23 protein-coding genes are annotated in these 21408 nt (G+C 43.2%); 17 read left to right on the top strand and 6 right to left on the bottom strand.

Features of this window, described 5'->3' with window-relative positions:
• Positions 1-291: 291 nt before the first annotated feature.
• A complete protein-coding gene (locus BJP34_RS17110) occupies positions 292-1491 on the bottom strand; it encodes a HEAT repeat domain-containing protein (RefSeq protein ID WP_070393388.1) in 1200 nt (399 codons plus the stop codon).
• A 582-nt stretch (positions 1492-2073) separates the two neighbouring features.
• Here BJP34_RS17110 and BJP34_RS17105 point away from each other — a divergent pair.
• The 4 genes from BJP34_RS17105 to BJP34_RS17090 all read left to right on the top strand — a co-directional run bounded on the left by BJP34_RS17105 (position 2074) and on the right by BJP34_RS17090 (position 4987).
• The gene (locus tag BJP34_RS17105) at positions 2074-2637 is read left to right on the top strand and encodes a globin family protein (protein ID WP_070393387.1); all 564 of its coding nucleotides are present in this window, start codon (positions 2074-2076) and stop codon (positions 2635-2637) included.
• Between the two features lie 25 nt (positions 2638-2662).
• Entirely contained in the window at positions 2663-3307 is a 645-nt protein-coding gene (locus tag BJP34_RS17100; RefSeq protein WP_070393386.1) for a cytochrome c3 family protein, read from the top strand.
• Positions 3304-4146, top strand: a complete 843-nt coding sequence (locus tag BJP34_RS17095; RefSeq protein ID WP_070393385.1) for a cytochrome c3 family protein — start codon at positions 3304-3306, stop codon at positions 4144-4146. The genes BJP34_RS17100 and BJP34_RS17095 overlap by 4 nt, the downstream gene beginning before the upstream one ends.
• Positions 4147-4342: 196 nt before the next feature.
• Positions 4343-4987 (top strand): Tll0287-like domain-containing protein, encoded by a 645-nt coding sequence (locus tag BJP34_RS17090; protein WP_070393384.1) that lies wholly within the window; start codon positions 4343-4345, stop codon positions 4985-4987.
• A gap of 139 nt (positions 4988-5126) precedes the next feature.
• Here the strand turns inward: BJP34_RS17090 and BJP34_RS17085 are convergent, their stop codons facing one another.
• Complete coding sequence (locus BJP34_RS17085; RefSeq protein WP_070393383.1) at positions 5127-5321, bottom strand: hypothetical protein; 195 nt, start codon at positions 5319-5321, stop codon at positions 5127-5129.
• Between the two features lie 6 nt (positions 5322-5327).
• On the opposite strand from BJP34_RS17085, the gene BJP34_RS17080 reads away from it, so the two are divergent.
• On the top strand, positions 5328-5939 hold the full coding sequence (locus BJP34_RS17080; RefSeq protein ID WP_070393382.1) for a hypothetical protein: 612 nt from the start codon (positions 5328-5330) through the stop codon (positions 5937-5939).
• Here BJP34_RS17080 and BJP34_RS47555 read toward each other — a convergent pair.
• A complete protein-coding gene (locus BJP34_RS47555) occupies positions 5896-6207 on the bottom strand; it encodes a hypothetical protein (protein WP_229424414.1) in 312 nt (103 codons plus the stop codon). The two genes, BJP34_RS17080 and BJP34_RS47555, sit on opposite strands and share 44 nt — an antisense overlap.
• A 4-nt stretch (positions 6208-6211) precedes the next feature.
• Here BJP34_RS47555 and BJP34_RS17075 point away from each other — a divergent pair, with 4 nt between their 5' ends.
• Both BJP34_RS17075 and BJP34_RS48995 read left to right on the top strand, forming a co-directional pair.
• Complete coding sequence (locus BJP34_RS17075) at positions 6212-6532, top strand: thioredoxin domain-containing protein (protein WP_229424413.1); 321 nt, start codon at positions 6212-6214, stop codon at positions 6530-6532.
• 149 nt (positions 6533-6681) lie between these two features.
• Entirely contained in the window at positions 6682-6816 is a 135-nt protein-coding gene (locus BJP34_RS48995) for a hypothetical protein (protein WP_267876592.1), read from the top strand.
• Between the two features lie 7 nt (positions 6817-6823).
• Here BJP34_RS48995 and BJP34_RS17070 read toward each other — a convergent pair whose 3' ends face one another.
• Complete coding sequence (locus BJP34_RS17070) at positions 6824-7288, bottom strand: pentapeptide repeat-containing protein (protein WP_070393380.1); 465 nt, start codon at positions 7286-7288, stop codon at positions 6824-6826.
• A 468-nt stretch (positions 7289-7756) separates the two neighbouring features.
• Here BJP34_RS17070 and BJP34_RS17065 point away from each other — a divergent pair, with 468 nt between their 5' ends.
• The 3 genes from BJP34_RS17065 (at position 7757) to BJP34_RS17055 (ending at position 12118) form a co-directional block, all read left to right on the top strand.
• The gene (locus tag BJP34_RS17065; protein ID WP_070393379.1) at positions 7757-9532 is read left to right on the top strand and encodes a cytochrome c biogenesis protein ResB; all 1776 of its coding nucleotides are present in this window, start codon (positions 7757-7759) and stop codon (positions 9530-9532) included.
• Between the two features lie 238 nt (positions 9533-9770).
• Positions 9771-11495 carry a cytochrome c biogenesis protein gene (locus tag BJP34_RS17060; protein ID WP_070393378.1) on the top strand — a complete coding sequence of 575 codons (1725 nt, stop codon included), beginning with the start codon at positions 9771-9773 and terminating at the stop codon, positions 11493-11495.
• Between the two features lie 173 nt (positions 11496-11668).
• A complete protein-coding gene (locus BJP34_RS17055; RefSeq protein ID WP_070393377.1) occupies positions 11669-12118 on the top strand; it encodes a ubiquinol-cytochrome c reductase iron-sulfur subunit in 450 nt (149 codons plus the stop codon).
• 203 nt (positions 12119-12321) lie between these two features.
• On the opposite strand, the gene BJP34_RS17050 is transcribed toward BJP34_RS17055, so the two are convergent.
• Positions 12322-14178 carry an ABC transporter ATP-binding protein gene (locus tag BJP34_RS17050; RefSeq protein ID WP_070393376.1) on the bottom strand — a complete coding sequence of 619 codons (1857 nt, stop codon included), beginning with the start codon at positions 14176-14178 and terminating at the stop codon, positions 12322-12324.
• 659 nt (positions 14179-14837) lie between these two features.
• Between BJP34_RS17050 and rimM the strand changes: the two genes are divergently transcribed.
• From rimM to BJP34_RS17015, 7 genes are all read left to right on the top strand, one after another.
• A complete protein-coding gene (gene rimM, locus BJP34_RS17045) occupies positions 14838-15509 on the top strand; it encodes a ribosome maturation factor RimM (protein ID WP_070393375.1) in 672 nt (223 codons plus the stop codon).
• 406 nt (positions 15510-15915) lie between these two features.
• Complete coding sequence (locus BJP34_RS17035) at positions 15916-16806, top strand: alpha/beta fold hydrolase (RefSeq protein WP_070393373.1); 891 nt, start codon at positions 15916-15918, stop codon at positions 16804-16806.
• An 818-nt stretch (positions 16807-17624) separates the two neighbouring features.
• Complete coding sequence (locus tag BJP34_RS17030; protein ID WP_070396719.1) at positions 17625-18167, top strand: hypothetical protein; 543 nt, start codon at positions 17625-17627, stop codon at positions 18165-18167.
• A complete protein-coding gene (locus BJP34_RS17025) occupies positions 18152-18934 on the top strand; it encodes an ABC transporter ATP-binding protein (RefSeq protein ID WP_070393372.1) in 783 nt (260 codons plus the stop codon). Before BJP34_RS17030 ends, BJP34_RS17025 begins: the two co-directional genes overlap by 16 nt.
• Positions 18935-19468: 534 nt before the next feature.
• A complete protein-coding gene (locus BJP34_RS48990) occupies positions 19469-19600 on the top strand; it encodes a hypothetical protein (protein ID WP_267876591.1) in 132 nt (43 codons plus the stop codon).
• Positions 19594-20130 carry an NADPH-dependent FMN reductase gene (locus tag BJP34_RS17020; RefSeq protein WP_070393371.1) on the top strand — a complete coding sequence of 179 codons (537 nt, stop codon included), beginning with the start codon at positions 19594-19596 and terminating at the stop codon, positions 20128-20130. Before BJP34_RS48990 ends, BJP34_RS17020 begins: the two co-directional genes overlap by 7 nt.
• A gap of 242 nt (positions 20131-20372) precedes the next feature.
• Complete coding sequence (locus BJP34_RS17015) at positions 20373-20561, top strand: hypothetical protein (protein ID WP_070393370.1); 189 nt, start codon at positions 20373-20375, stop codon at positions 20559-20561.
• Positions 20562-20664: 103 nt separating this feature from the next.
• Here BJP34_RS17015 and BJP34_RS17010 read toward each other — a convergent pair whose 3' ends face one another.
• Positions 20665-21366 carry a Crp/Fnr family transcriptional regulator gene (locus BJP34_RS17010; RefSeq protein WP_070393369.1) on the bottom strand — a complete coding sequence of 234 codons (702 nt, stop codon included), beginning with the start codon at positions 21364-21366 and terminating at the stop codon, positions 20665-20667.
• Between the last annotated feature and the right edge of the window lie 42 nt (positions 21367-21408).

The following is a 21408-nucleotide window of genomic DNA, read 5'->3' as shown; positions in this document are numbered from 1 at the left end:
CAAATTTTTGTGGCAAAATCATGAAGCAAACGCCCAGAATTGGCTGTTAAACCACGCTTGCTCCGCAATATCTTTGCTTTTTATTGATTTTTCTTTCTCTATGGATGGCTCAGATCGGCTCTCCTCAATTAAAATCCGCCTTAGGGATTTGAGTTAAGGGGTAGCCCACTTCTGAATTAAACCACAAGTATAGAGTATAGCACAAAAAAATGCAAGCGTTAGCAACGGTAGGCCCTGAAGGCTTGACGCACCTAGACTAATGGGAATTTACTGGGAATTTACAATCAAAATTTACAATGGGAATTTTTTGAGGGCTGCGATCGCATGCAAGCTCACGGAGTGATCTGAGTCTGCGACCAAGTCTTTCAGTAATGGTATTGATTCAAATTGAGCTAATTGTCCTAGGGACATAGCTAGAGTTTGTTTGATTTGCTGATCTTCGGTAGCCACTTGCCCTGATTGACAAAAGTCGATCAAAATCTCAGCGGCTTTGGGTTTCAAATAGTCTGACTCTACCATCCCCAGGACGCTAATGATTTCCCGACAGACTGGTGTGGGTGCCGACCTCAGCACTGCTTGCAACTGTTGTAGGGAATTGGTAGTAAACTCCCAACTGAAAGCACGGACAATCTCGATTTGTAAACTGATTGGTGTAGGTGGTGACTGGAGTGCCTTAACTAACGCTTGATGGGCGTCCAAGGTAGCTAAACGTCCGAGTGCGATCGCAGCTTGGTGGCAAACCTCCAAATTCAGGTCATAAAGCAATGGTTTAATCCGCTTGACTAGATCTAAATCTGGCAACAGAGTGCGTAGTAACCCTAGACCAATCACCGCTTCTTTCCTCACCGCTGCCACGTTATCGCTTAAGGCGTTCAGGAGCACTGGAGTAATTGAAGGTGAGCGAAAATTACTGAGGGTTTCAATAGCAGTAGCCCGTATTTCCCAGCTGGGGTCATTAACCACACTCAGCAATGGCTCAATAACTTCCGGACGATGAATATGAGCCAGGGCTTGCACTGCCAATAATCTGGCCTCTGGGGATTCTGGAAAACGGCTTAAAGCCGCCACTGCTGAAGTGCCAATGTTTGCCAGTGCTTCAGAAGCCATATAGGCTAACTCTTCATCCTCACCATCCTTCAGGAATTTGACTAGCACCATCACCACTGCCGGGTCATCAAACTGACCTAAGATCCGACCAGCAAACCAACGGACTTCCAAATCTAGTGCTTCATCTTCTAGGATGCTGATCACCGGAGCAATAACAGCTTTCCCCAGTTTTGGTAGCACCTTTACTAAATCCCATTTTTCGTGAAAATCCCCACTCTTTAGCACCTGTAATCCCAGACTCAAGGCTAGGTTAAATTCTTCATCATTTAACCGGTGCTGTGTCTGACCATTTTTCCCTAAGGACAACTGCTGAAGATGTTGAGTTAGTAATGAAAAATTTTCCTGCTGTCCAGCAAGACTGGCTTGTTTTAAAATGTTCAGCATTGTTTAATCGTTGCCTCACGGCAATAAAAAATTAACTGCACCAAATTAAGTGCATTTGACTACTATTCTCGATAGGAGAGGAGACTGATCCGACGAACAGCTGATTTTCCGACCCGAATATCGGACTCTAATTTAAGCGTTCTCCAATCAAAGCGTAATTATCAAATCAAAAATGTATTCAATGCAAAATTTTAATGCATTTAATACATTTTTATAAATTCTTTGTAACAAAAGCTACGATGTTTCACGATTGTGAAACCTATCGTTATATCTCGATATGGACTATTGATCTAATCACATCGACTTAGTCAGTGTTAGTCAGTGGGAACCTTACACAGTTAGACATCTTCACAATCCTGCCTGGTGGGAGGTTATCTCCACTGGGCATCTACCTTTAGGAGATGTCAAGGTGTCTACCTTTCTTGATGCAGTTGCTCACGGGGAGAACCCCCACGACCGCACTGCATCGCTAATTAACCCCAACCCAGAAGTGGGTTGAAGTAATTATCGTGGTCTCGGTGCCAAGCTAACAGTTAAATCTTATGTAAATCCCATGTAAATCCCATGGAGTGATATAGAACAATGTCTTTACAAGTCGAACTATTAGAACAAAGCTTTGATCAGGTTAAGCCTCGCGCTACAGAATTTGTAGCTAGCTTTTACGAAAATCTATTCACCGATTATCCAGCCGCCCAGCCTCTGTTCGATACCACAGACATGGGTGCCCAACAGAAAAAACTGCTGGCTTCCTTGGTACTGGTAGTAGAAAATCTACGCAAACCAGATACCCTCGGTGCAGCCCTCAAAGGACTAGGAGCCAGACATGTTAAGTATGGAGCGCTGCCAGAACATTATCCATTAGTGGGCAATAGCCTCCTAAAAACCTTTGAGCAATACTTGGGCGCGGATTGGACACCAGAAGTCAAGCAAGCCTGGGTAGATGCCTACGGAGCCATTACCAGCATCATGTTGGATGGTGCAGATTATTCCTCTGAAGAAGTGGAGTTAGATGCCCCAAAACCAGAGTCCACAAAACCCAGCCCCCAACAGTATGAGGTGCCGGAAACAAACATTAACTGGCCATTAATCGGTGGAGTGTTTGGCGCTGGTGGAATTGTTACCCTGATCCTGGCCATGCTGTTGTAAGCCATGGGGATGTAAATAGTTAACAATGCCAAGCAATCTAGGTAAGTTTTTTAAGCCCACTATTCTCCAATCCAAAGTAGTCATCATCGGTGTGATGGTGATCCTACTAACGTGGTTAACCGCTGCCTTCGCATTAGATCACCGCAGTGTGTTCCTTCCTGGCACTACCTCGGAGGGGCATGTTTTGTTTGAGGTGTCCTGTAACTCCTGTCATGAGGGGTTTAAACCGGTCACCAACGAAACCTGTATGCGCTGTCACGAAGCCGAAATGGCAGCAGATACTCACGGAACTAAAAAGTTCCGTGACCCCCGTTGGGCTGAACTCTTAACCAAGATAGATGTACTGACCTGTACTGCTTGTCATAACGAACACGTCCATATGTTTGGGCGAGGAGTTCACCTCAAGCCAGACCTATGTATGGCTTGCCATGAAGGCATCATCACCGGTGACTTAGCCAGTCATACAGGATTTACTCGGGATGGTTGCTGGACCGCAGGCTGTCATAATTTCCACGACCACCGCTCCATCTCCACAGGATTCCTGCGTCAGAATCTTGATCAGTTGCCGATGTTGCCAGAACCTGTACTGTTGGAGCGGACAGTTACTGCGGAATTAGAAGAACCGCCTACTCCCGATTTAGGTGAAGAATTCCTGGGGAGCGAGTCATGAAAAAACTGATTGTGATTCTACTCGTCCTAATTGGGTTGGTATTCGTCACCAGTATCCGAGGTAACGCAAACACCGTTATTGATGTAGCCACTAATGGGGGTGTGCCCAAAGACCCCGGTGCATCGCTTTCCCAAGCGGAATTAGTTGAGATTAATCAGTTGTGGGAAGGCAGTGCTCATGCCTTAGCAGACGTCAACTGCTCTAGCTGTCACCAAGACTCTGAAACTAAAGAATTAGTGGTTAAACCAACTCAGGAAAGTTGTCAAAGTTGCCATGAGGTAGCAGTTGAGACGTTTTTGTATGGTAAGCATGGCATTCGGATCTCAGAAGGACTATCTCCCTTGACACCAGCAATGGCTCATTTGCCGATGAAAGAGTCAGCGATAGACAAGCAAATGAACTGCAACACCTGTCACAATGTCCATTCTGTAGATACCTGGCAAGCCTCTGTAGATTCCTGCTTGACCTGTCATAATGACAGCCACTCCCTTAACTATCAAAACTCAAAGCATGCCCAACTATTTGCTGACCAAGGCACCTTACCCAGACCTAATGGTGAATCGGTAACCTGTGCTACCTGTCATTTACCTCGTCAGCAGCTGGAAAACACAGAAAACACCATTGTCGTTAATCACAACAATACGTTTACTCTTAAACCACGCGATCGCATGGTTAAGGAAGTTTGTATGAACTGCCACAGCGTCGAGTATAGCTATAACAGCATCTTCGACGATGAGCTAGTGGAGGAAAACTTTGCTGAACCTCCTACCCTAAAGCTAGAAACCTTTGATCTAGTTCGTGAATTTGAGAAGAAACGGTCGAGTAACGCTGAAGAGTAGTTAAAGCTACTAATTGCTACTTGGTAGTTAAAGCTACTAATTAACGCTACTAGTTAACGCTACTAGTAGTTAAAGCTACTAATTAACGCTACTAGTTAACGCTACTAGCTAACGCTAATCATTAAATTAGCGCTAGTCATAGCCATGTTATAGCTACGTCATAGTAATTAAATAGAACGAGAGGAAACACGAAATCATGGCAATCAATACATTGCTACATCGCATGAAAACCAAAGCTGTAGGCTTAGTTGCTTTAGCTTTAGCGATTTGCGTCACTGTTGTAGCTTGTGGCGGTGGTTCAAGCCAGCAAGCTGGAGGTGTTGCTCCAGAATTAGTTGTGGATTATATCCATACCGTGCTGTTAGCAGACCGCACCGCCTACACCAAGCACGTCATTAACCGCTTGACGAAATTAGAAGGCAAAGAGAAGCCAAAGGGAGTAGTTGATGCGGAAGCCACTGAAGGTTGGCAACAAACTGGTGGTATTCCCCTACCAGCTCAGATGTTCCGTCTAGGAGCAGAGATTGCTTCTGAGAACGGACAGTTTACTTACGGCTTAATTTCCCCTTGGAACATCAACGATAACCAAGCGCCAAAATCTGAATTTGAAAAGAAAGCGATGGCAGAAGTGGTTGAAACTGGTGAGCCTTACATGGACTATCAAGAAATTGCTGGTACAACCTATTATTCTGCAGTCTACCCTGATAAAGCTGTGGCTGAAGCCTGTGTCTCTTGCCACAACACCCATCCTGTCCACAAAGAGCGCTATCCCGACAAAGTCTTTGAGATGGGCGAAGTCATGGGTGGCATCATCATTAATCTGCCTCTAAAAGGCACCTAATTTTTAGGGGAAATGTGTCAGCTATTAGCTATCAGCTATCAGCTATCAGCTATCAGCTATCAGCTATCAGCTATTAGCTATCAGCTATCAGCTATCAGCTATTAGCTTATGGGCTACGCGCACGCTACTTGAGGTGCTATCACCCAAAGGCTGACTGCTGACTGCTGACTACTGACTGCTGACTGCTGACTGCTGACTGCTGACTGCTGACTGCTGACTGCTGACTGCTGACTGCTGAATGCTGACTGCTGAATGCTGAATGCTGACTACTGACTGCTGACTGCTGAATGCTGAATGCTGACTGCTTAAAAAATAGGTTTAACCGAAAAGCCACTATGTTATGAAGCCCAAATTTTCTACCTTAATCATCCTCACCTTCATCTGTGTGGTAATTCTGACTCCCTTTGCCCTCAGTCCCCTTTATCTACCGATGCTGCGGGACAATTATTTTAAATGGTATCAGCTTTTACAAGGGGAACTTTATAAGCAAATTACCGGCTATCTATCCCTAGCCTTTGTATTGTTTGAGATGGTACTAACGGCTAGAAAGCGTAGTCGTGGCTGGATGATTAAGTTTACTATTCCTGGTTCCATACAGCTGTGGCGGAGTTTACATATCTTTTTGGGAGTCGCCCTTTTAGGAACAACATTAATTCATACCATTGGGGCGACAGGGAAGAATTTTAATTCTATATTCCTTTGGGTATTTTTTGGTGTAACCCTATCGGCTTTAGTCGGTGTTGTGGCGGAAACCGGGGTGCTAGAATCTCCTAGAAAATATTTTGGTTGGGTGCCAGCAAAGGATGGCATTGGCACGATGCTACCGGGTATATCTAAAGGTCCCCTAATTCGTAATCTACGCTCTATCTGGCTATCCACCCATATCTTCCTAGTCAGTGTCTTCTTTGTCATGCTAGGATTTCACATATTTCTCGCCTATTACTATCAGTAAACAGGGAATAGGGAATAGGGAATAGGGAATAGGGAACAGGGAATAGGGAACAGGGAATAGGGAATAGGGAGGTGTCGGAGGTATATTTGATTAAGAGAATACTTTGGCAAGAGGTAATCATGAATAGTGATAAAGGAAAACTCAGGGCAAAACTCAGCATTGTTGTAGGAATAATCACTGTTGTATTCGCCGCTGGAACATTTTTCCTAACTCGTTCTGATGTATCTAGCCTTAGCACTTCGAGCGTGGCTGGGTTAGCTCTAATCAAGACAATGGCAAAGCAATCCGTCCCTTATGACGTTGCTCTGAGCAATAATAAGCCAACTGTAATAGAATTTTACGCTGACTGGTGTACCACTTGTCAATCCATGGCTCCCATACTAAATAAAGTACACCAACAGTATGGAAAAACTGTCAATTGGGTGATGCTAAATATAGATGACCCCCAGTGGGCTAAACCGATTGAAAAATACCGAGTGACTGGTGTGCCTCAATTCACATTTCTAGACAGTAATCAACAAGAGACAGAAATCCTAGTTGGCAAAATCCCTGAAACAATTATCACTAAAGTGCTGCAAGAGCTATTATCCTGAAAACAGGATGACCATAGATGACAAGCTGTTACAAGTTGCAGGTTAGAAAGTTACAGGTTAGAAAGTTACAGGTTAGAAAGTTACAGGTTATTAAACTTTAAACAAACCAACTTTCAACCTTCAACCCTTCAACTTTCAACCCTTCAACCTTGGCCTTTTGGCCTTTAGGCCACGCTACGCGAACGGCCACGCTACGCGAACAACCTTCAACCTTGGCCTTTTGGCCTTTAGGCCACGCTACGCGAACGGCCACGCTACGCGAACAACAACACAACCTTAAATAATATCTGTCTAGAAAGCTGCCAACTTTAAGATACCGATATCAAAACTACGAGACATTACTGCACTAGTTAAGTCTGCACCACTAAGGTTAGCACCACTCAAATCCGCTCCCTGAAGGTTAGCACCACTTAAATCTGAGCCCTGAAGGTTAGCACCACTCAAATCCGCTCCACGCAAGTCTGCTTTGTGTAAGTTAGTTTCAGTCAAATTTGCCTTGATTAAAGTAGCTGCAGTTAAGTCTATCCAACTGAGGTTAGCTCTAGTAAGGTTCGCTTCGGTAAGGTTAACCCCTTCTAAGATAGATACATAAAGCTGAGCACCACTAAGATTTACCCCCTCAAGATCTACCCAACTCAACATTTCATCAGTCAGATTGATCCCCCGAAAATCCCGTTCTCCCCTAGCATATCGCTTCAGTACTTCCTCAGGATTGGTTGTGGTAAGTTGGCTAGATGGACTAGTGTACAACAGCATAGATAACCTCAAACGTGATCTGGATTCGGTCTGGTGTTAGTGACAATTCCTTACAGATGAGAAATTATAGACAGACCGTGATATGGCCAGTATCGAAGTATGATGTTAGCGATCGCGTTTACGGAATAGTTGAGTAATGTTTAATTTAGTAGGCTAATTGACTACACCTTTAAGATTAAAAAATTGCTAAATGTATAAATGAATACAGTATTAATTTAAATTAATGGTAATTGTAGATGACGTTAAGGCGTTTTGGTAAAAGCGATCGCTTAGTTTGAAAAAAGCGAAAAAAAATATAATTTAGGAAAGAGCTTCTGTTGATAAAATTGTTTGAGACCAGGGTATATTATATAGAGATAAGTTATAAATTATTGGTAAAAACTATTCATAATTACCTTCTAGTTACTGAACCATGTTATGTGCTTCCAAGATTGACCAGTATGTTCAAAAATAACCTAGGATTGCTATATGCTTGAGCATACCTTAAAATTTATTGGCTCGATTAAACTAGCTGTCCCTTTACTTAGTATGATTGTCGCTATCTTAATTGGGGCGACGTTTTACGAATCTCAGGTAGGGTCAACTACCGTGCAACAAGAGATTTACAAAAGTCCGTGGTTTGGGGCCTTAATGTTCCTACTAGCCCTCAACTTAGCGGTCTCAGCTCTGTATCGCTATCCCTGGCGAGGTGCGCGTAAAATCGGCTTTGCTCTGACCCATCTTGGTATCATCGTAATTATCGCTGGTTCAGCGGCTGTAATCCACTTAGGTGTAGAGGGCATGTTACCTTTGCGCACCGATATGGCTTCGAGCAATCAGATTCGGGTTGAAGGGGAATTGTTGGAAGTGATGACACCATCATCAGAGTTGCAGCAGGCTGATGTATTGATCAAGCCAGATGGTTCAGTGATCCCCAAGCAAATTGGTAAACTGTCCTTGCTAGACTACAGCGACAACACCATCAAAACAGTCAGTTTTACCGAAGGGGCAACGGCAGATAATCTAGCAGTAGATAATCCAGCTGTGCGATTACGCTTGAAAAGCGATCGCATGGGGCAAACCCTAGAGCGCTATTTAGCTGTAGCCCCAGTAGCCTATAGCAAAGTAGGGATTGGGCCAGCTGAATTAGAAATCATTCAGGTAGATACGGTAGCGACAGGAAAAGGCAAATCTCTGCTATCCCCCCCTCAAGAACAAAACCTGAGTCCTTGGGGAAGCATCGAGGTAACCTCAAAAGAAAGGGAAAATACAGATACAGAGATTATCGATATAAAACAAGCTCTGTCATCCCAAGCCCCAGACTCCTCAGTCAAAGTCGTCGATTTTTGGCCGGATTTCCGACTAGACAGCAACAACCAACCTACCACGGCCTCCCAACAACTGAGAAATCCCGCAGTACAGTTGGAGGTATCCACACCAGAAGGGCTTGAACGCTGGTTTGTGTTTGGAAAGGAAAACTTTCCCCCAATTCGTTCAGTTGTATCAGGAGAACCCCTAGAAGGAATTGAGATTAGCTATAACATTCAACCCCAGCAATCACAGGATTATTTCCGGGTGATCGTGACTCAATCAGGTCAGCTATTCTATGCTGCCCATTCCTCGAAAGGATTTAAATCTGGGACTTTAGAGGTTGGAAAAGCTGTAAGTCCCGGTTGGGCAGACTTCCAAATTACCCTAGACGAGTATATTCCCCATGGCAAAATTAATCGTCAGGTCATACCTGTATTTGACCCAACCGTTAAGGGAGTACCAGCTTTATTAGTCAGCACCGAAACCGGAACCCAAACCTGGTTACCCTGGGGCGAACCGACTACCATTAACGAACCAACAGGAGAAATATTTGCTGCGTTTAGTCCCAAACTCTTGCAACTGCCGTTTGCGATCGCATTAGAAGACTTCATCGTAGAACGCAATGAAGGCAGTGATTCCGTTGCCATGTGGACTAGCAAAATCCGGCTCGAAGACCGGGATCACAATGTCATCTCCCACCGCAACGTTTGGATGAACCATCCCACCTGGTATCAAGGCTGGAAAATAGCCCAAGCTTCCTGGAATCCCGGTGACTTAAAACAATCAACCCTACAAATCAAGCGAGAACCAGCCTGGGTAACTGCCTTAACCTGGACAGGCTCCGGTCTAGTAATCAGTGGCATCACCATCATGTTCTATGGTCGAGGGGTAGCCAAAAAACTGCGCCGCCAGCCACAGGAGGTTGAAAGTTGTAGGTTGCAGGTTGAGGGTTGAAAGTTGAAGGTTAAACGTCGTTCGCGTAGCGTGGCCAATAGGCCAAGGTTTAAGGTTCAAGAACGTTGCAGGTTAAACGTTTGACAGCATCTTTAGTACCAAAATTATTTCTAAACCTGTCCTTTTGTGTTCTGTGTGCCCAAATCCGAAGTGGCCTTGTACTACCATTCTCCCTAGCATACTTTGTTCTAGTTCAGATTAGCGTTTACCTCTGTTTAGCTTTTACCGCTGTGCTCTGATGAAACCACTCCAACTCCTAATCGGACTCTGTCTCGGAATCGTAATCCTGATCATACCTCCAACCCAACTGCAACCATCACCCCTAGACCCCTTACAAACCCTAGCGGTTCAACTGGATGGACGCAAAAAACCCTTAGACACCGTAGCTCGAGAAACCGTAGCCAAAATCCACGGTTCAACTAACTACCGCCTAGAAAACAATCAAACTCTCAACTATCTCCAAACCTACCTATCCCTATGGTTTAATAACCGAGACTGGAACCAAGAACCCTTCATTCTACTGACCTACCGCCCCCTCAAAGAAAAAATTGGTCTTGACCTAGAACAAAAATACTTCTCCTTCGGAGAATTAGTCAGTTCCAACCTAGGTGCCATGGTTCTGGAAGCCAATCAAAAAGAAGCGGACAACATTGAGCTGACCAGAGACGAACGAGAAGCCCTCACCATAGAAGACAGACTGGCATTAATGTTACGCACGGTAGGTACTGATACCCTACCCCTAGTTCCCCATCCCAGCGATAGTAAAGGCACTTGGGTAAGCATACCTCAATCGCAACAGTATTACACCAACGAACAAATTAGCCCTCTACAGCAGAGTTACCAAATACTCAAACAAACCTATCGTTTAGATCCCCTACTGACTACTGTTGAGGTTGGGCAAGTCGCCGAAACACTACATCAGCAGTTAGCCGCTCTTAGCCCTGAAATTTACCCCAAGGATTCCGTGCTGCAACGGGAAGTTAACTTCTCTAGTTTTCGCCCGTTTAGTAAAGCCTGGAAAATTTATGCGATCGCATTACTAGTCCTGTTATTAGGATTATCCTTCAAACAATTCGACCTCTACTCAGGTGCAGTAGGAATTTTCCTCACAGGTCTTTTCATCCAAGGCTACGGCTTTATCACCCGCATGGAAATTGCCGGACGTCCCCCAGTCACCAATATGTATGAATCCGTAGTGTGGGTTGGATTTGGGATTGCCGCCATTGCCCTAGTATTTGAGCTAATCTACCAAGCAAAATACTATCTGTTAGCCGCTGCTCCTTTATCAATCCTTTGTCTTCTTCTAGCAGACAGTCTTCCAGCCGTTCTAGATCCAAGTATTGCCCCCCTTGTACCAGTACTACGGGACAACTTCTGGCTCAGTATCCACGTTCCCACCATTACCCTCAGCTATGCTAGTTTTGCATTAGCAATGGGATTAGGACATATTATTCTAGGACATTATCTAGTTGCTCCCCAATCCTTTCAACGAATTGCCCATCTATCAAAATTCAACTATCGAGTCCTACAAATTGGTGTTTTACTGCTCACTACTGGCATTATTCTCGGTGGGATCTGGGCTCACTTCTCCTGGGGTCGCTTCTGGGGTTGGGACCCCAAAGAAACCTGGGCGTTGATTGCCCTAATGTGTTACATAGTCCCCTTACATGGTCGTCTGGTAGGATGGTTAGCAGACTTTGGCATGGCAGTCATTAGTGTAGTTTGTTTTAATGCTGTGTTGATGGCTTGGTATGGCGTTAACTTTGTTCTCGGTACTGGTTTACACAGTTATGGGTTTAGCACTGGTGGCTCAGAATTAATTGTCGGTACTCTCGTTGGCTTAGACTTATTATTTGTAGCAGCTGCCGCTACCAGACATAATCGTTGGTTGCTCTCTAACTCTAGTGAAAATTTAGTGAAACAATTGAGCCCAAACCAACCGGTGATGGCTAAAGAAAATTAAAACAAATTCAAACTAACTAAAAATGCATAATACCAACTAATGAGGAAGAGATTATCACCCTAATTTAGCTGGTCATAGTTTTGATTAAAAATTCCTAGTTTGAGAGATAATATAATTAATTTTTAATTATGGTTTATTATTAAAATAAATCGTTTGCAACATAGAGGTATACAATGGATCGTCGTAAATTTATGGGCTGGTTTGGTGTTGGTGCATTAGCTACTTATCTACCAGTAGCATTAGCTGCCTGTAGTCCTGAGCCAAGTCCGCCAAAAGCAACAGAAAAGAAAAGCCCTAATATTGATAAGTCGGTGCGAGAGGATGGATTTCAAGCCGTTGGCACAGTGCAGGAGTTAGAAGAAAAAGGCAAAATTAGCGACAAGATAGCAGATATTCTAGTCGTGCGTAATCTGAGCAACAATAGTCTTGTTGCCGTAAACCCTAGGTGTACTCACCAAGGTTGTAGCGTGGATTGGAAGCAAGAGGACAAAATATTTAACTGTCCTTGCCACGGTTCTAAATTTGATTTAGATGGCAAAGTAACGAAAGGACCTGCAGACAAACCCTTGACAAGCTATGAAACAAAGGAAGAAGATAATTTAGTTTTGGTAAAAGTAAGCTAGTCATTTAGGATTAGTATCAGGTTTGATATTGCAGCTGAAGTCCCCCTTTTTAAGGGAAATTTAGGTGCAGCTGAAGTCCCCCTTTTTAAGGGAAATTTAGGTGCAGCTGAAGTCCCCCTTTTTAAGGGGGATTTAGCGGGATATATTTGCACTTCATGGGAGAGAGAATTGCTATAACTAACCTGCTCCTGCCCCTTTCCAATTCAAAAATTAAAGCTTTGTTCATTTAAAATTATGTCTTGATAAGTACCTGACTTCACTAAACGACCTTGATCGAGTAAATAGATACAATCACAATGTTCAATAGTAGAGAGACGATGGGCAATGATAATCATCGTTTTAGTGCCATTCAAGGATTTAATTGCTTCATTAACCAAGTATTCAGTTTCATTATCTAGTGCAGAAGTCGCCTCATCTAGGACTAAAATTTCCCTCTGATGGTAAAGTGCGCGAGCAATTCCTATCCGCTGACGTTGACCACCAGATAAACGCACTCCCCGTTCACCAACAACAGAGTTAACTCCCTCAGGCAATTCCTCAACAAACTCCGCAAGTTGAGCAGATTGCATAGCCTGATCTAATCGTTCTCGATCAATCAAATGCTTTGGAATACCAAAGGCAATATTTCCTTCGATTGTGTCATCTATGAGAAAAATCGACTGTGGGATGTAGCCAATTAAATTTTGCCAGGAACGCAGGTTATTATATATCGATTTACCATTGTACCTAATCTCACCACTTTCAGGTGCTAACAGACCTAAAATAACATCAACTAATGTTGTCTTCCCTGAGCCTGATTTACCGATTAAAGCAATAGATTGACCTTTGTTAATAGTCAACGATATATTCATAATAGTAGGGTCTAAAACCTTGGGATAGCGGTAGGTAATTCTATCAATTTCGATGTGATTATCCTGGTGTGATAGACTTCTATTAACGTCAATGGAGTTGACAAAATCCCTGAATTGAGATGAGGGAGTATTAGGCTTGGATAGGGCAGATAAATCTGATAAATATGTAGGCTCAAAAATTTCCTCTACTTCAATCTCTTCTAACTCTTTTAAATCCAAGTAGATTTTATTAATCGAATAGCTGGAGTTTCGCATCAAAGCAATATTAGATGTTAAATGACTAAATGCTGGAATCATACGTACGGAAGCCAAAGCAAAAATACCTAAAACTTGGATAATATTTTCTGTCCCAAGGTTAAAGACTAAGACTATAGAGACAAAAGCAACTAAAAATGTCACTAAAATCGCTTCAATTATAATGCGAGGCAAAGCTTGAAACGTATGAAACGATGTCATGCCATTAACCAGTTGATCGACTTGATCATTCATTTGCTTTTCAAAGTAAGATTCGCAACCAATAATTCGTGTTTCTTTTAATCCTCCAAGGCTATGATTTATGATGCGAATCATTTCTTCCTTAGATTGAGATACCTTTTTTCCCCATTCGGAAATTTTGTCTTTAAATTGGTAGATAATTCCTAAGGGAATTAGTAAAATCAAGGCTAGAGTGATTGTTGCGATTGGATCGGTGATTATTAGTAAAACAACTAAAAATACTATAATAATAAAACTAGCTACGGTTTTTAGGAAAGGAATCATGAATTTTACACTAAAAACTCCAGAGTCTTCCAAAACCGTGTTGATCAAAAAAGCCGTATTTTTCCTAATATGAAATGTGTAAGGAGCTACCAAGTAGGCATGGAGCAAATTTGAGGATAGTTCACCGTACTGAGTAAAGCTAAATTTAAAGATATATTTTTGAGCTTGGAAACTTAATAAGGATTTAGTCCAGAAAGCAAGAATAATGATTAAACCTAGCAAGGCAATAAACTGAACTTCAGAAGTTAAACCTAACTTGACATAAACCCAATGCAGCCGATAATTTAGTTCAATCAACCTTGGGTTAGTAGCTAACCCCATAAATGGCCCGACAAGTCCAATACCTACAGTATCCAGGAGAGAGGTTAGTAAGATTAATAACAGAAGAGGGATAAGTCGGAGTTTTCTTTCTCCGAGGATGTATAAAAAATTTGACAAATAGCTAACCATTTGGTATGTAAATTATTAGGATGATAAAGGAATAATTTAGTTTAAATCAGCTTTATGATGTAGTCAAAGATAAGAGGGAGGATTAAGGTTAGGTCAAATCTAGACAATTTTCCCAGTCCGATCCATTGCCGACCAGCATCAGGAGACGCTGGACAATCTCAATCCCTTCCTTCCACAAAGCCATTCAGCTCTAGAAGGTGAACTAATGGCCAATTGCGTTGATTGAAGCAACTCTGATTAGACTGTTAGCATCGATAACTTTTATAAACGAGTTTTCAATATGCAGAAGCCCACAAGCCCTGTTATTGTCGGCATTCTGTCTAGGTTATAGCTCACAACCTATTTAGAAGTTTTCTAATTACCTTATTTATTAGAAAACGGCAAAAAAACTAATACTTTTATAGTTGTGGTTTAACCTAATATTTGCTATAATAATTCACGGATTAATTGAAAATATTTTTTGATTTTATATTAGATTTTTATAGATAATTATCATAAAAATTTATAGTGTGTTTTCTCTGATTTTTTCTCAGCCAAATGCCGGGAATCAGGATAAAATAAAATGACAGGTCCGCGCTATCCACGCTCTCGGACCCCTTTAGGGATGATGGTACTACCTTGCCCTTAGTGCTTACTTCACTAACCTGAAAAATGCTCAAATGACCAATGACGACTGGCTAGAAATCGGTAGAATTGTTTCCCCCTATGGGTTAAAAGGAGAGTTGCGAGTCTATCCAAGTTCTGACTTTCCCGAGAGGTTTGAGGAGCCAGGACAGCGCTGGTTAAAACCACCACTTCCCCCTTCCTCGCGGGGGATTAGAGGGGATTCCTCTCCCCAGGATAATCCACCCCAACCTGTAGAATTACTTTGGGGACGTTTTGTCCCTGGTAAAGGGTTATATGTTGTGCAGCTAAAGGGGGTAGACAACCGGGATCAGGCAGAGGCGTTGCGCGGTTATCAACTGTTGGTACCAGCCAGCGATCGCCCAGAGTTAGAAGAAGATGAGTATCACATCTTAGATTTGATTGACCTTGAAGTCTTTAATCAACTCACTGGTGAAGCTGTGGGGGTAGTCGTAGACGTGATCCCAGCTGGTAATGACCTTTTGAAAGTCAAATTGCTATCTTCAGTGCAACCGCCCCCAACCCAGCCGGAAACTCCACCACCAACTCGAACTAGCAAGAAACGCCAACCCAAAGGTAAGAAAGAACCACAGCCAGCAACGGTACTGATTCCGTTTGTGAAAGCGATCGCACCAGTGGTCGATCTCGAAAATGGTCGGATTGAGATTACGCCTCCTGCCGGTTTACTAGAAGTCAATCAACCTTAAGTCATAAATAATTCTAATGGATCTATAATTTGGCAGGCAGATTTGGCAGCCAGCCAGTAAAATCTCCCCTTCATCCCTTCATTTGCATAGGAAGTTCTCCTTGTGAGGGCGATAAGCGCCCCTAAATCCTGATCAGGTCTAGCTTTCAGGTCACTATTATCCCAAATTATACAATGCGCGATCTTCTCACTTACATCGCCACTTACCAAGGGAGGCTTAAGTGGGATCTTGCTGGGAGTGTAAAGCTGATATTGAAGCATTAACCTTAGCAATCCTTGCTAGGTCATGTTTAATCGTCTTTTAATATCAGTTTTTATTATAACTAATTTATCATCCAGAATCAACTTAGTCCCTAAATGTTTAGTAATATTAAAATGAGTAAGTTAATTAAAGTTAACAAAAAGCTATGTCTACACAAAATACATTATCCTACCACACTACGGAAAACCATGTTTGGAACTGGCAAGGTAACCAGATTGAATACACCGTAATGGGGACTGGTAAGCCTCTACTTTTGGTTCATGGTTTTGGGGCATCCATTGGACATTGGCGCAAGAATATTCCTGTCCTAGCCGCAGGGGGTTATCGAGTGTTTGCCATCGATCTGCTGGGATTTGGAGGTTCTGATAAACCTGCCCGATCCTACACCGTAGAGTTGTGGCAACAACAAATAAAGGACTTTTGGGATACCTACATCAATGAACCTACCATATTTATCGGTAACTCCATTGGTGCTTTGTTAAGTCTGATGGTGGTCACAAACTATCCTGAGATTGCTGCTGGTGGTGTCTTAATCAACAGTGCTGGTGGACTCAATCACCGCCCTGAAGAGCTAAATCTACCTTTACGGTTGGTGATGGGAGCTTTTACCAGATTAGTGAACTCTCCAACCTTTGGACCGTTCCTGTTTAACCGTATCCGCCAGAAAAATCGCATCCGCAGCACCCTCCGTCAAGTCTACTGTGATTCAGATGCCATTACAGAGGAACTTGTAGAGTTAATCTACCAGCCTGCTTGTGATCCCGGTGCTCAAAAGGTATTTGCATCAGTTCTTACTGCTCCTCCTGGTCCTAGACCTAGTGAACTTTTACCGAAGTTACAAAGTCCTCTACTCATTCTTTGGGGAGAGGAAGACCCTTGGACACCGATTTCTGGTGCTACCATCTTCCAAAAACAGAGTCATCAGGGTAAAGACGTAAAATTTGTAGGAATTCCTAAGGCTGGTCACTGCCCTCATGACGAAAACCCAGAGTCCGTAAATTCACTGATTCTCGATTGGTTGTCATCTCGCTGGTGAAATAGAAAAGGAAGTCATTAGGGTCAAGCACGTAAGTAAGAAGGGTAAACGTTAACATTTACAGCTATTTATAATACTGAAGATTACCCCTGTAACCCAAGAGACGATTACGTAAATTCACTGATTATAGATTGGCTTTTTTACGGATATAAATAATAATAAGCAATATCCCTGAAGCCATGAAAATAGTATCGGTGATTAGCCGTAAGCACATAGTGATTATGGAATCAACAGCTAGATTTTCGGTGCATAGATTGTTAGAGCGAATCCATGTGAAGTAACCGAAATTGAGTGAGTGTTAGCTATGTACGTGTTATTACTGATGACCGGAGCGGGAAGAGTTAATTTAATGGGCTCTTGAAGAGGTTTGAATGATTTAGATATTATTAAGAAAGCCTTTGTCAGGGTGAGATTGCTCAAATAACCTGCTATGGTGCCTCTGAAATCAAAATCAGGTAAAGCTCTTGCACTATTCCCGAGAAGTATTTAAGTGAATTCACGGCAAGCTTTTTGAACTCTTGCGGATTCTTAAAGATTGTTTAAGTGGTTGTCGCGACGTCTTTATTGTCAAGAAATATCACAATTTAGAAGAAACCCAACTTGGCTTCCAAGCGTTACGAATTTAACGCGGAAGCTTTAACTCTTTTGTTGCCAACATAGGATTTACACAGTCAGGGGGTTAACCCCCCCATAGATGATGGGACTATTAGGGAGACTATATCACTTATCCTCTACTAATAGTTGTGAATATATTGTGAATGCAGAAGTTCTATAAGAATTCTTAGGAGGTCATGTATGGACAGGAGGAGATCATAATAATGACAATTGAAGCATTAGCCAAGGGCTATATGACAGCTCCAGCCTATGAAGCTCCTATATCGTTAGTTAAAGAGTTTCGTCAATTTGTGATTGACTTAGCAAAGGTAGAACTGCAAGGGGTCAATTTTGAGTACGTTGACTACCAACCCTACTTTCGAGGAGCAGATCTATGTCTGCATGACATCAAAGCGGACTTTGAACAAGGAAATGTTAAAATCAGCGCCCAATATAATGAATCAGATCTACTAGGTAAGGACGTCAACTTAATTTACCGATGTATTCATGAAAGGCATCACGTTAAACTAGATGTGGACTTTGGCTGGGAAGGCGAGTGCGCCATTGCTGCTCACATTATGTCCTTTACGGACAACCTGTTGTTTAAGCAACTTCTGTATAGCGAGGGGTTAGGACAAGTGGCTGTGCGCCTGCATACAGGAGAATTTCCTGATGACCAAAAAGTCGTTCTCTTTGATGAAGAGGTTATACATTGTATGGAGAAGACAATGAAAAATGTCAGAAATATCCGATGCCAGAACCACTAATTGAACTGAAGGGAGTGAGCAAATCGTTTGGGAGCAATGTCATTTTGAATCAGTTGGATCTAAAAATTTATCAGGGTGATGCCCTAGTCATTATTGGTCCTTCTGGAACCGGAAAATCAACAATTCTTCGGATTATTGCTGGCTTACTACCTGCTGATGTCGGTGAAGTTTATGTTAAAGGGCAACGGCGCTCCGGTTTAATAGAAGATGCTCAAGACCCGATTGGCATTGGTATGGTATTTCAGCAGGCAGCGTTGTTTGACTCGCTGACCGTGGAAGAGAATGTGGGTTTCTTGCTCTACCAGCACTCTAAACTACCACATCATCGCATTAGGAAATTAGTCAATCAAAGTCTGGAAATGGTAGGGTTATCTGGTATTGGAGACCGCTACCCAGCTGAGTTATCAGGAGGTATGCGCAAACGAGTCAGTTTTGCCCGTGCTATCATTTCCAATCCCGATAATCCCAGGGACAACCCAGAGGTATTACTCTACGACGAACCAACCGCTGGACTTGACCCGATCGCCTCAACAGTAATTGAAGATTTAGTACGCCAGATACAACGGGACGAAAACGCTTGTAGTACTTACCTAATGGTCACCCATCAGGAGAGCACAATTCGCCGCACCGCTGACCGGGTTGTTTTTCTCTACAAAGGCAAAGTACAGTGGTCCGGCAGCGTTGGGGAGATAGATACCACAGATAATCCTCTAGTGCAGCAATTCTTTAGTGCCAGTACCACCGGTCCAATTCAAGTAATAGGTTGACTCTAGATCAGGAGACTGTTTTTCTTCATTAATTTGGTTAGGTTCGTTGGCTAATGGTTGAATGGCTTTAGGCATAAGGGCTGTAGCTTGAATAGTTCCTTGGCTAAGGGGCTCTAATGACTAGTCAACGACCAGGACCTGTGTTAGCCATTCCGGCTGATCTCCATGCCCTGTCGATTAAACAACAAAATGATCAGGTGCGTGCCCGTTCGCGCCCCGCGTCGGCTTTGCCGATAGGCGCGCCCAAAGAGCGAATTTAATTCTTAATGGTAAGAGCGCACCTATGGCTTATCGGTCACAGCATGATGGTCGAATGTATGCTTACGGTCCTGGGCGGACATACTCCGATCTGCCACAAAAGGAGTTTGACAAAGTTGCTCCCAACTTGCTAGACTAAACGTAGTCATAACGAGTACGTATAAAACGTCTGTCTTTGATAATTGGTAGCTTTGACGAGAACAGAGGACAACTTGCTCTACTCAAACACTCAGCACTCAGCTTGCTTGACCCTTGACAGTCAAGCAGACTCAGCATATGCGCATTCGCGCACGCGATCGCGTTCAGCATATGCGCATTCGCGCACGCGATCGCGTTCAGAAATCAGTACTCAGCACTCAGCACTCAGCACTCAGCACTATAGTTAAACAGAGGTTAGTGAGATGGTGAACATTGTTGGAATTAGTGGTAGTTTACGTCCTCAATCCTATAGCTATCAGGCTCTAAAGCATGCTATAGACCGAGTTAAAGCTAATGGTGCATCCACTGAAATCCTCGACTTGCGTCAGATGCAATTACCATTTTGCAGTGGTGATAGTGACTATGCAGACTATCCAGATGTCACCCGATTACAAGAAACCGTGAAGCAAGCCGATGGCTTAATTCTGGCAACACCGGAATATCACGGTAGTGTCAGTGGTGTACTTAAAAATGCCCTAGATTTGATGAGTTTTGAACATCTCGAAGGGAAAGTTACCGGTTTGATTAGTGTATTGGGGGGTCAGTCGAATAGTAACGCTCTCAATGACCTACGGATAATTATGCGCTGGGTACATAGTTGGGTGATTCCAGAGCAAATTGCAATTGGTCAGGCTTGGAAAGCTTTTGGTGAAGATGGCAAGCTTTTGGATAAAAAACTTTCCGAGCGCTTCGATAAATTTGCTGACAGTTTGGTAGCAAATACTCAGAAGTTAAGGTAAGCTCAAATCCAGTTAGGGACTTGGGTGTAAAAAAAATACCAATTAAAGTAGGGTGGCCAAAGTATAGCAATTCTCATTTTGAGGCGCGCACTACCATGGGAATTTAATTCTTAAGGTGCGACCCGTGGCGAATTTAAGAATTAGATCCGGAAAGCGCACAAAGAGCAGAAAGCGCACCTATTCGGTTTTAGGGAGCAGAGGACATTGGTCGTGGGCCACGCTTTCGGGCAAAGCCTAACCCTGTGCAAACGCGAACGGAGGAGCTAGTAGCGCTGCATCGCTTTGTGCCTCGAATTTGGCAATTTGGAAATACCATTACACCCATTGCTATAAAAAAAACTGGCTGTGTTGTGAAGGGTGCTACCCCTCACAGCACAGCCAAGCTGATCATCAATTACGGCACAGGATGGCTGATTTGTGCGATCTGTTAGGTATGTCTTTATTAAAAACCAATTTAGCATGGCTGTGTTGCCAGTTTGGCAGTAAATTAGATTTCCACTGCACTTACTCGAACACAAGTATCTATAAGTGTACCTAATTAGGAGTTATCTTAGGTACTGAGTCACCTGATAAGCAAATTAAATTATCCTTATGAGTGTTGATTATTCCCCGTTGGCGAAGCTTTCCTATCAACCGAGTGACAGTCACGCGGGTGGAGCCAATGGCACTACCGATTTGTGCGTGAGTTAAGGGAAATGGTAAGCAGTAACCTTGTTGACACGGTTCCCCGAACTCTTCAACCAAGAGTATCAGAAATCCCAAGAGCCGATCAATGGTTCGTCGCTGTCCTAAGGTACTCAGCCACAGGAGTTTGCGTTGATGCTGAAGCCTAAATGCATCTAATATCTCTCGTCGGAAGTGTGGCCAGTTGTCTAAGTCATCCCAGTACATCCATACCACAGCAGTTTGCTCAACGTGGGAGTAAGCCTGAAGTGTGAAGGGTGAAAGGGCAACAATTTCAAAGGGCTGACCCGCACCAATGAATCCTAAAAACGCTTCTTCCATATTCTGATGGGAGCATTGAGATTCAGAACAATTGGGGCTAGCACTGACTTGAGAAGTACCCACCAAACGGATTGCCCCCCGCTCTACCAAATACAACAACCCAGGACGGGTAGGAATCCGCTCATCTTTGCTAAACGTCCTATAACGGTAGTGTTCCTGTCCCCAATCTAAGATCCTTTGCCAAGTTACAAAGGGTCGGGATACCTCTAATGGGTCGGATGGTGAATACATAAGCTCCGAGCCTGATGGATACACAAGTTTATCTAGATCTTA

It is taken from the genome of Moorena producens PAL-8-15-08-1 (genome assembly GCF_001767235.1).
GTDB lineage: Bacteria > Cyanobacteriota > Cyanobacteriia > Cyanobacteriales > Coleofasciculaceae > Moorena > Moorena producens_A.
Note: the sequence above shows the minus strand (reverse complement) of the source record. Positions and strands in the feature narration are given on the sequence as shown.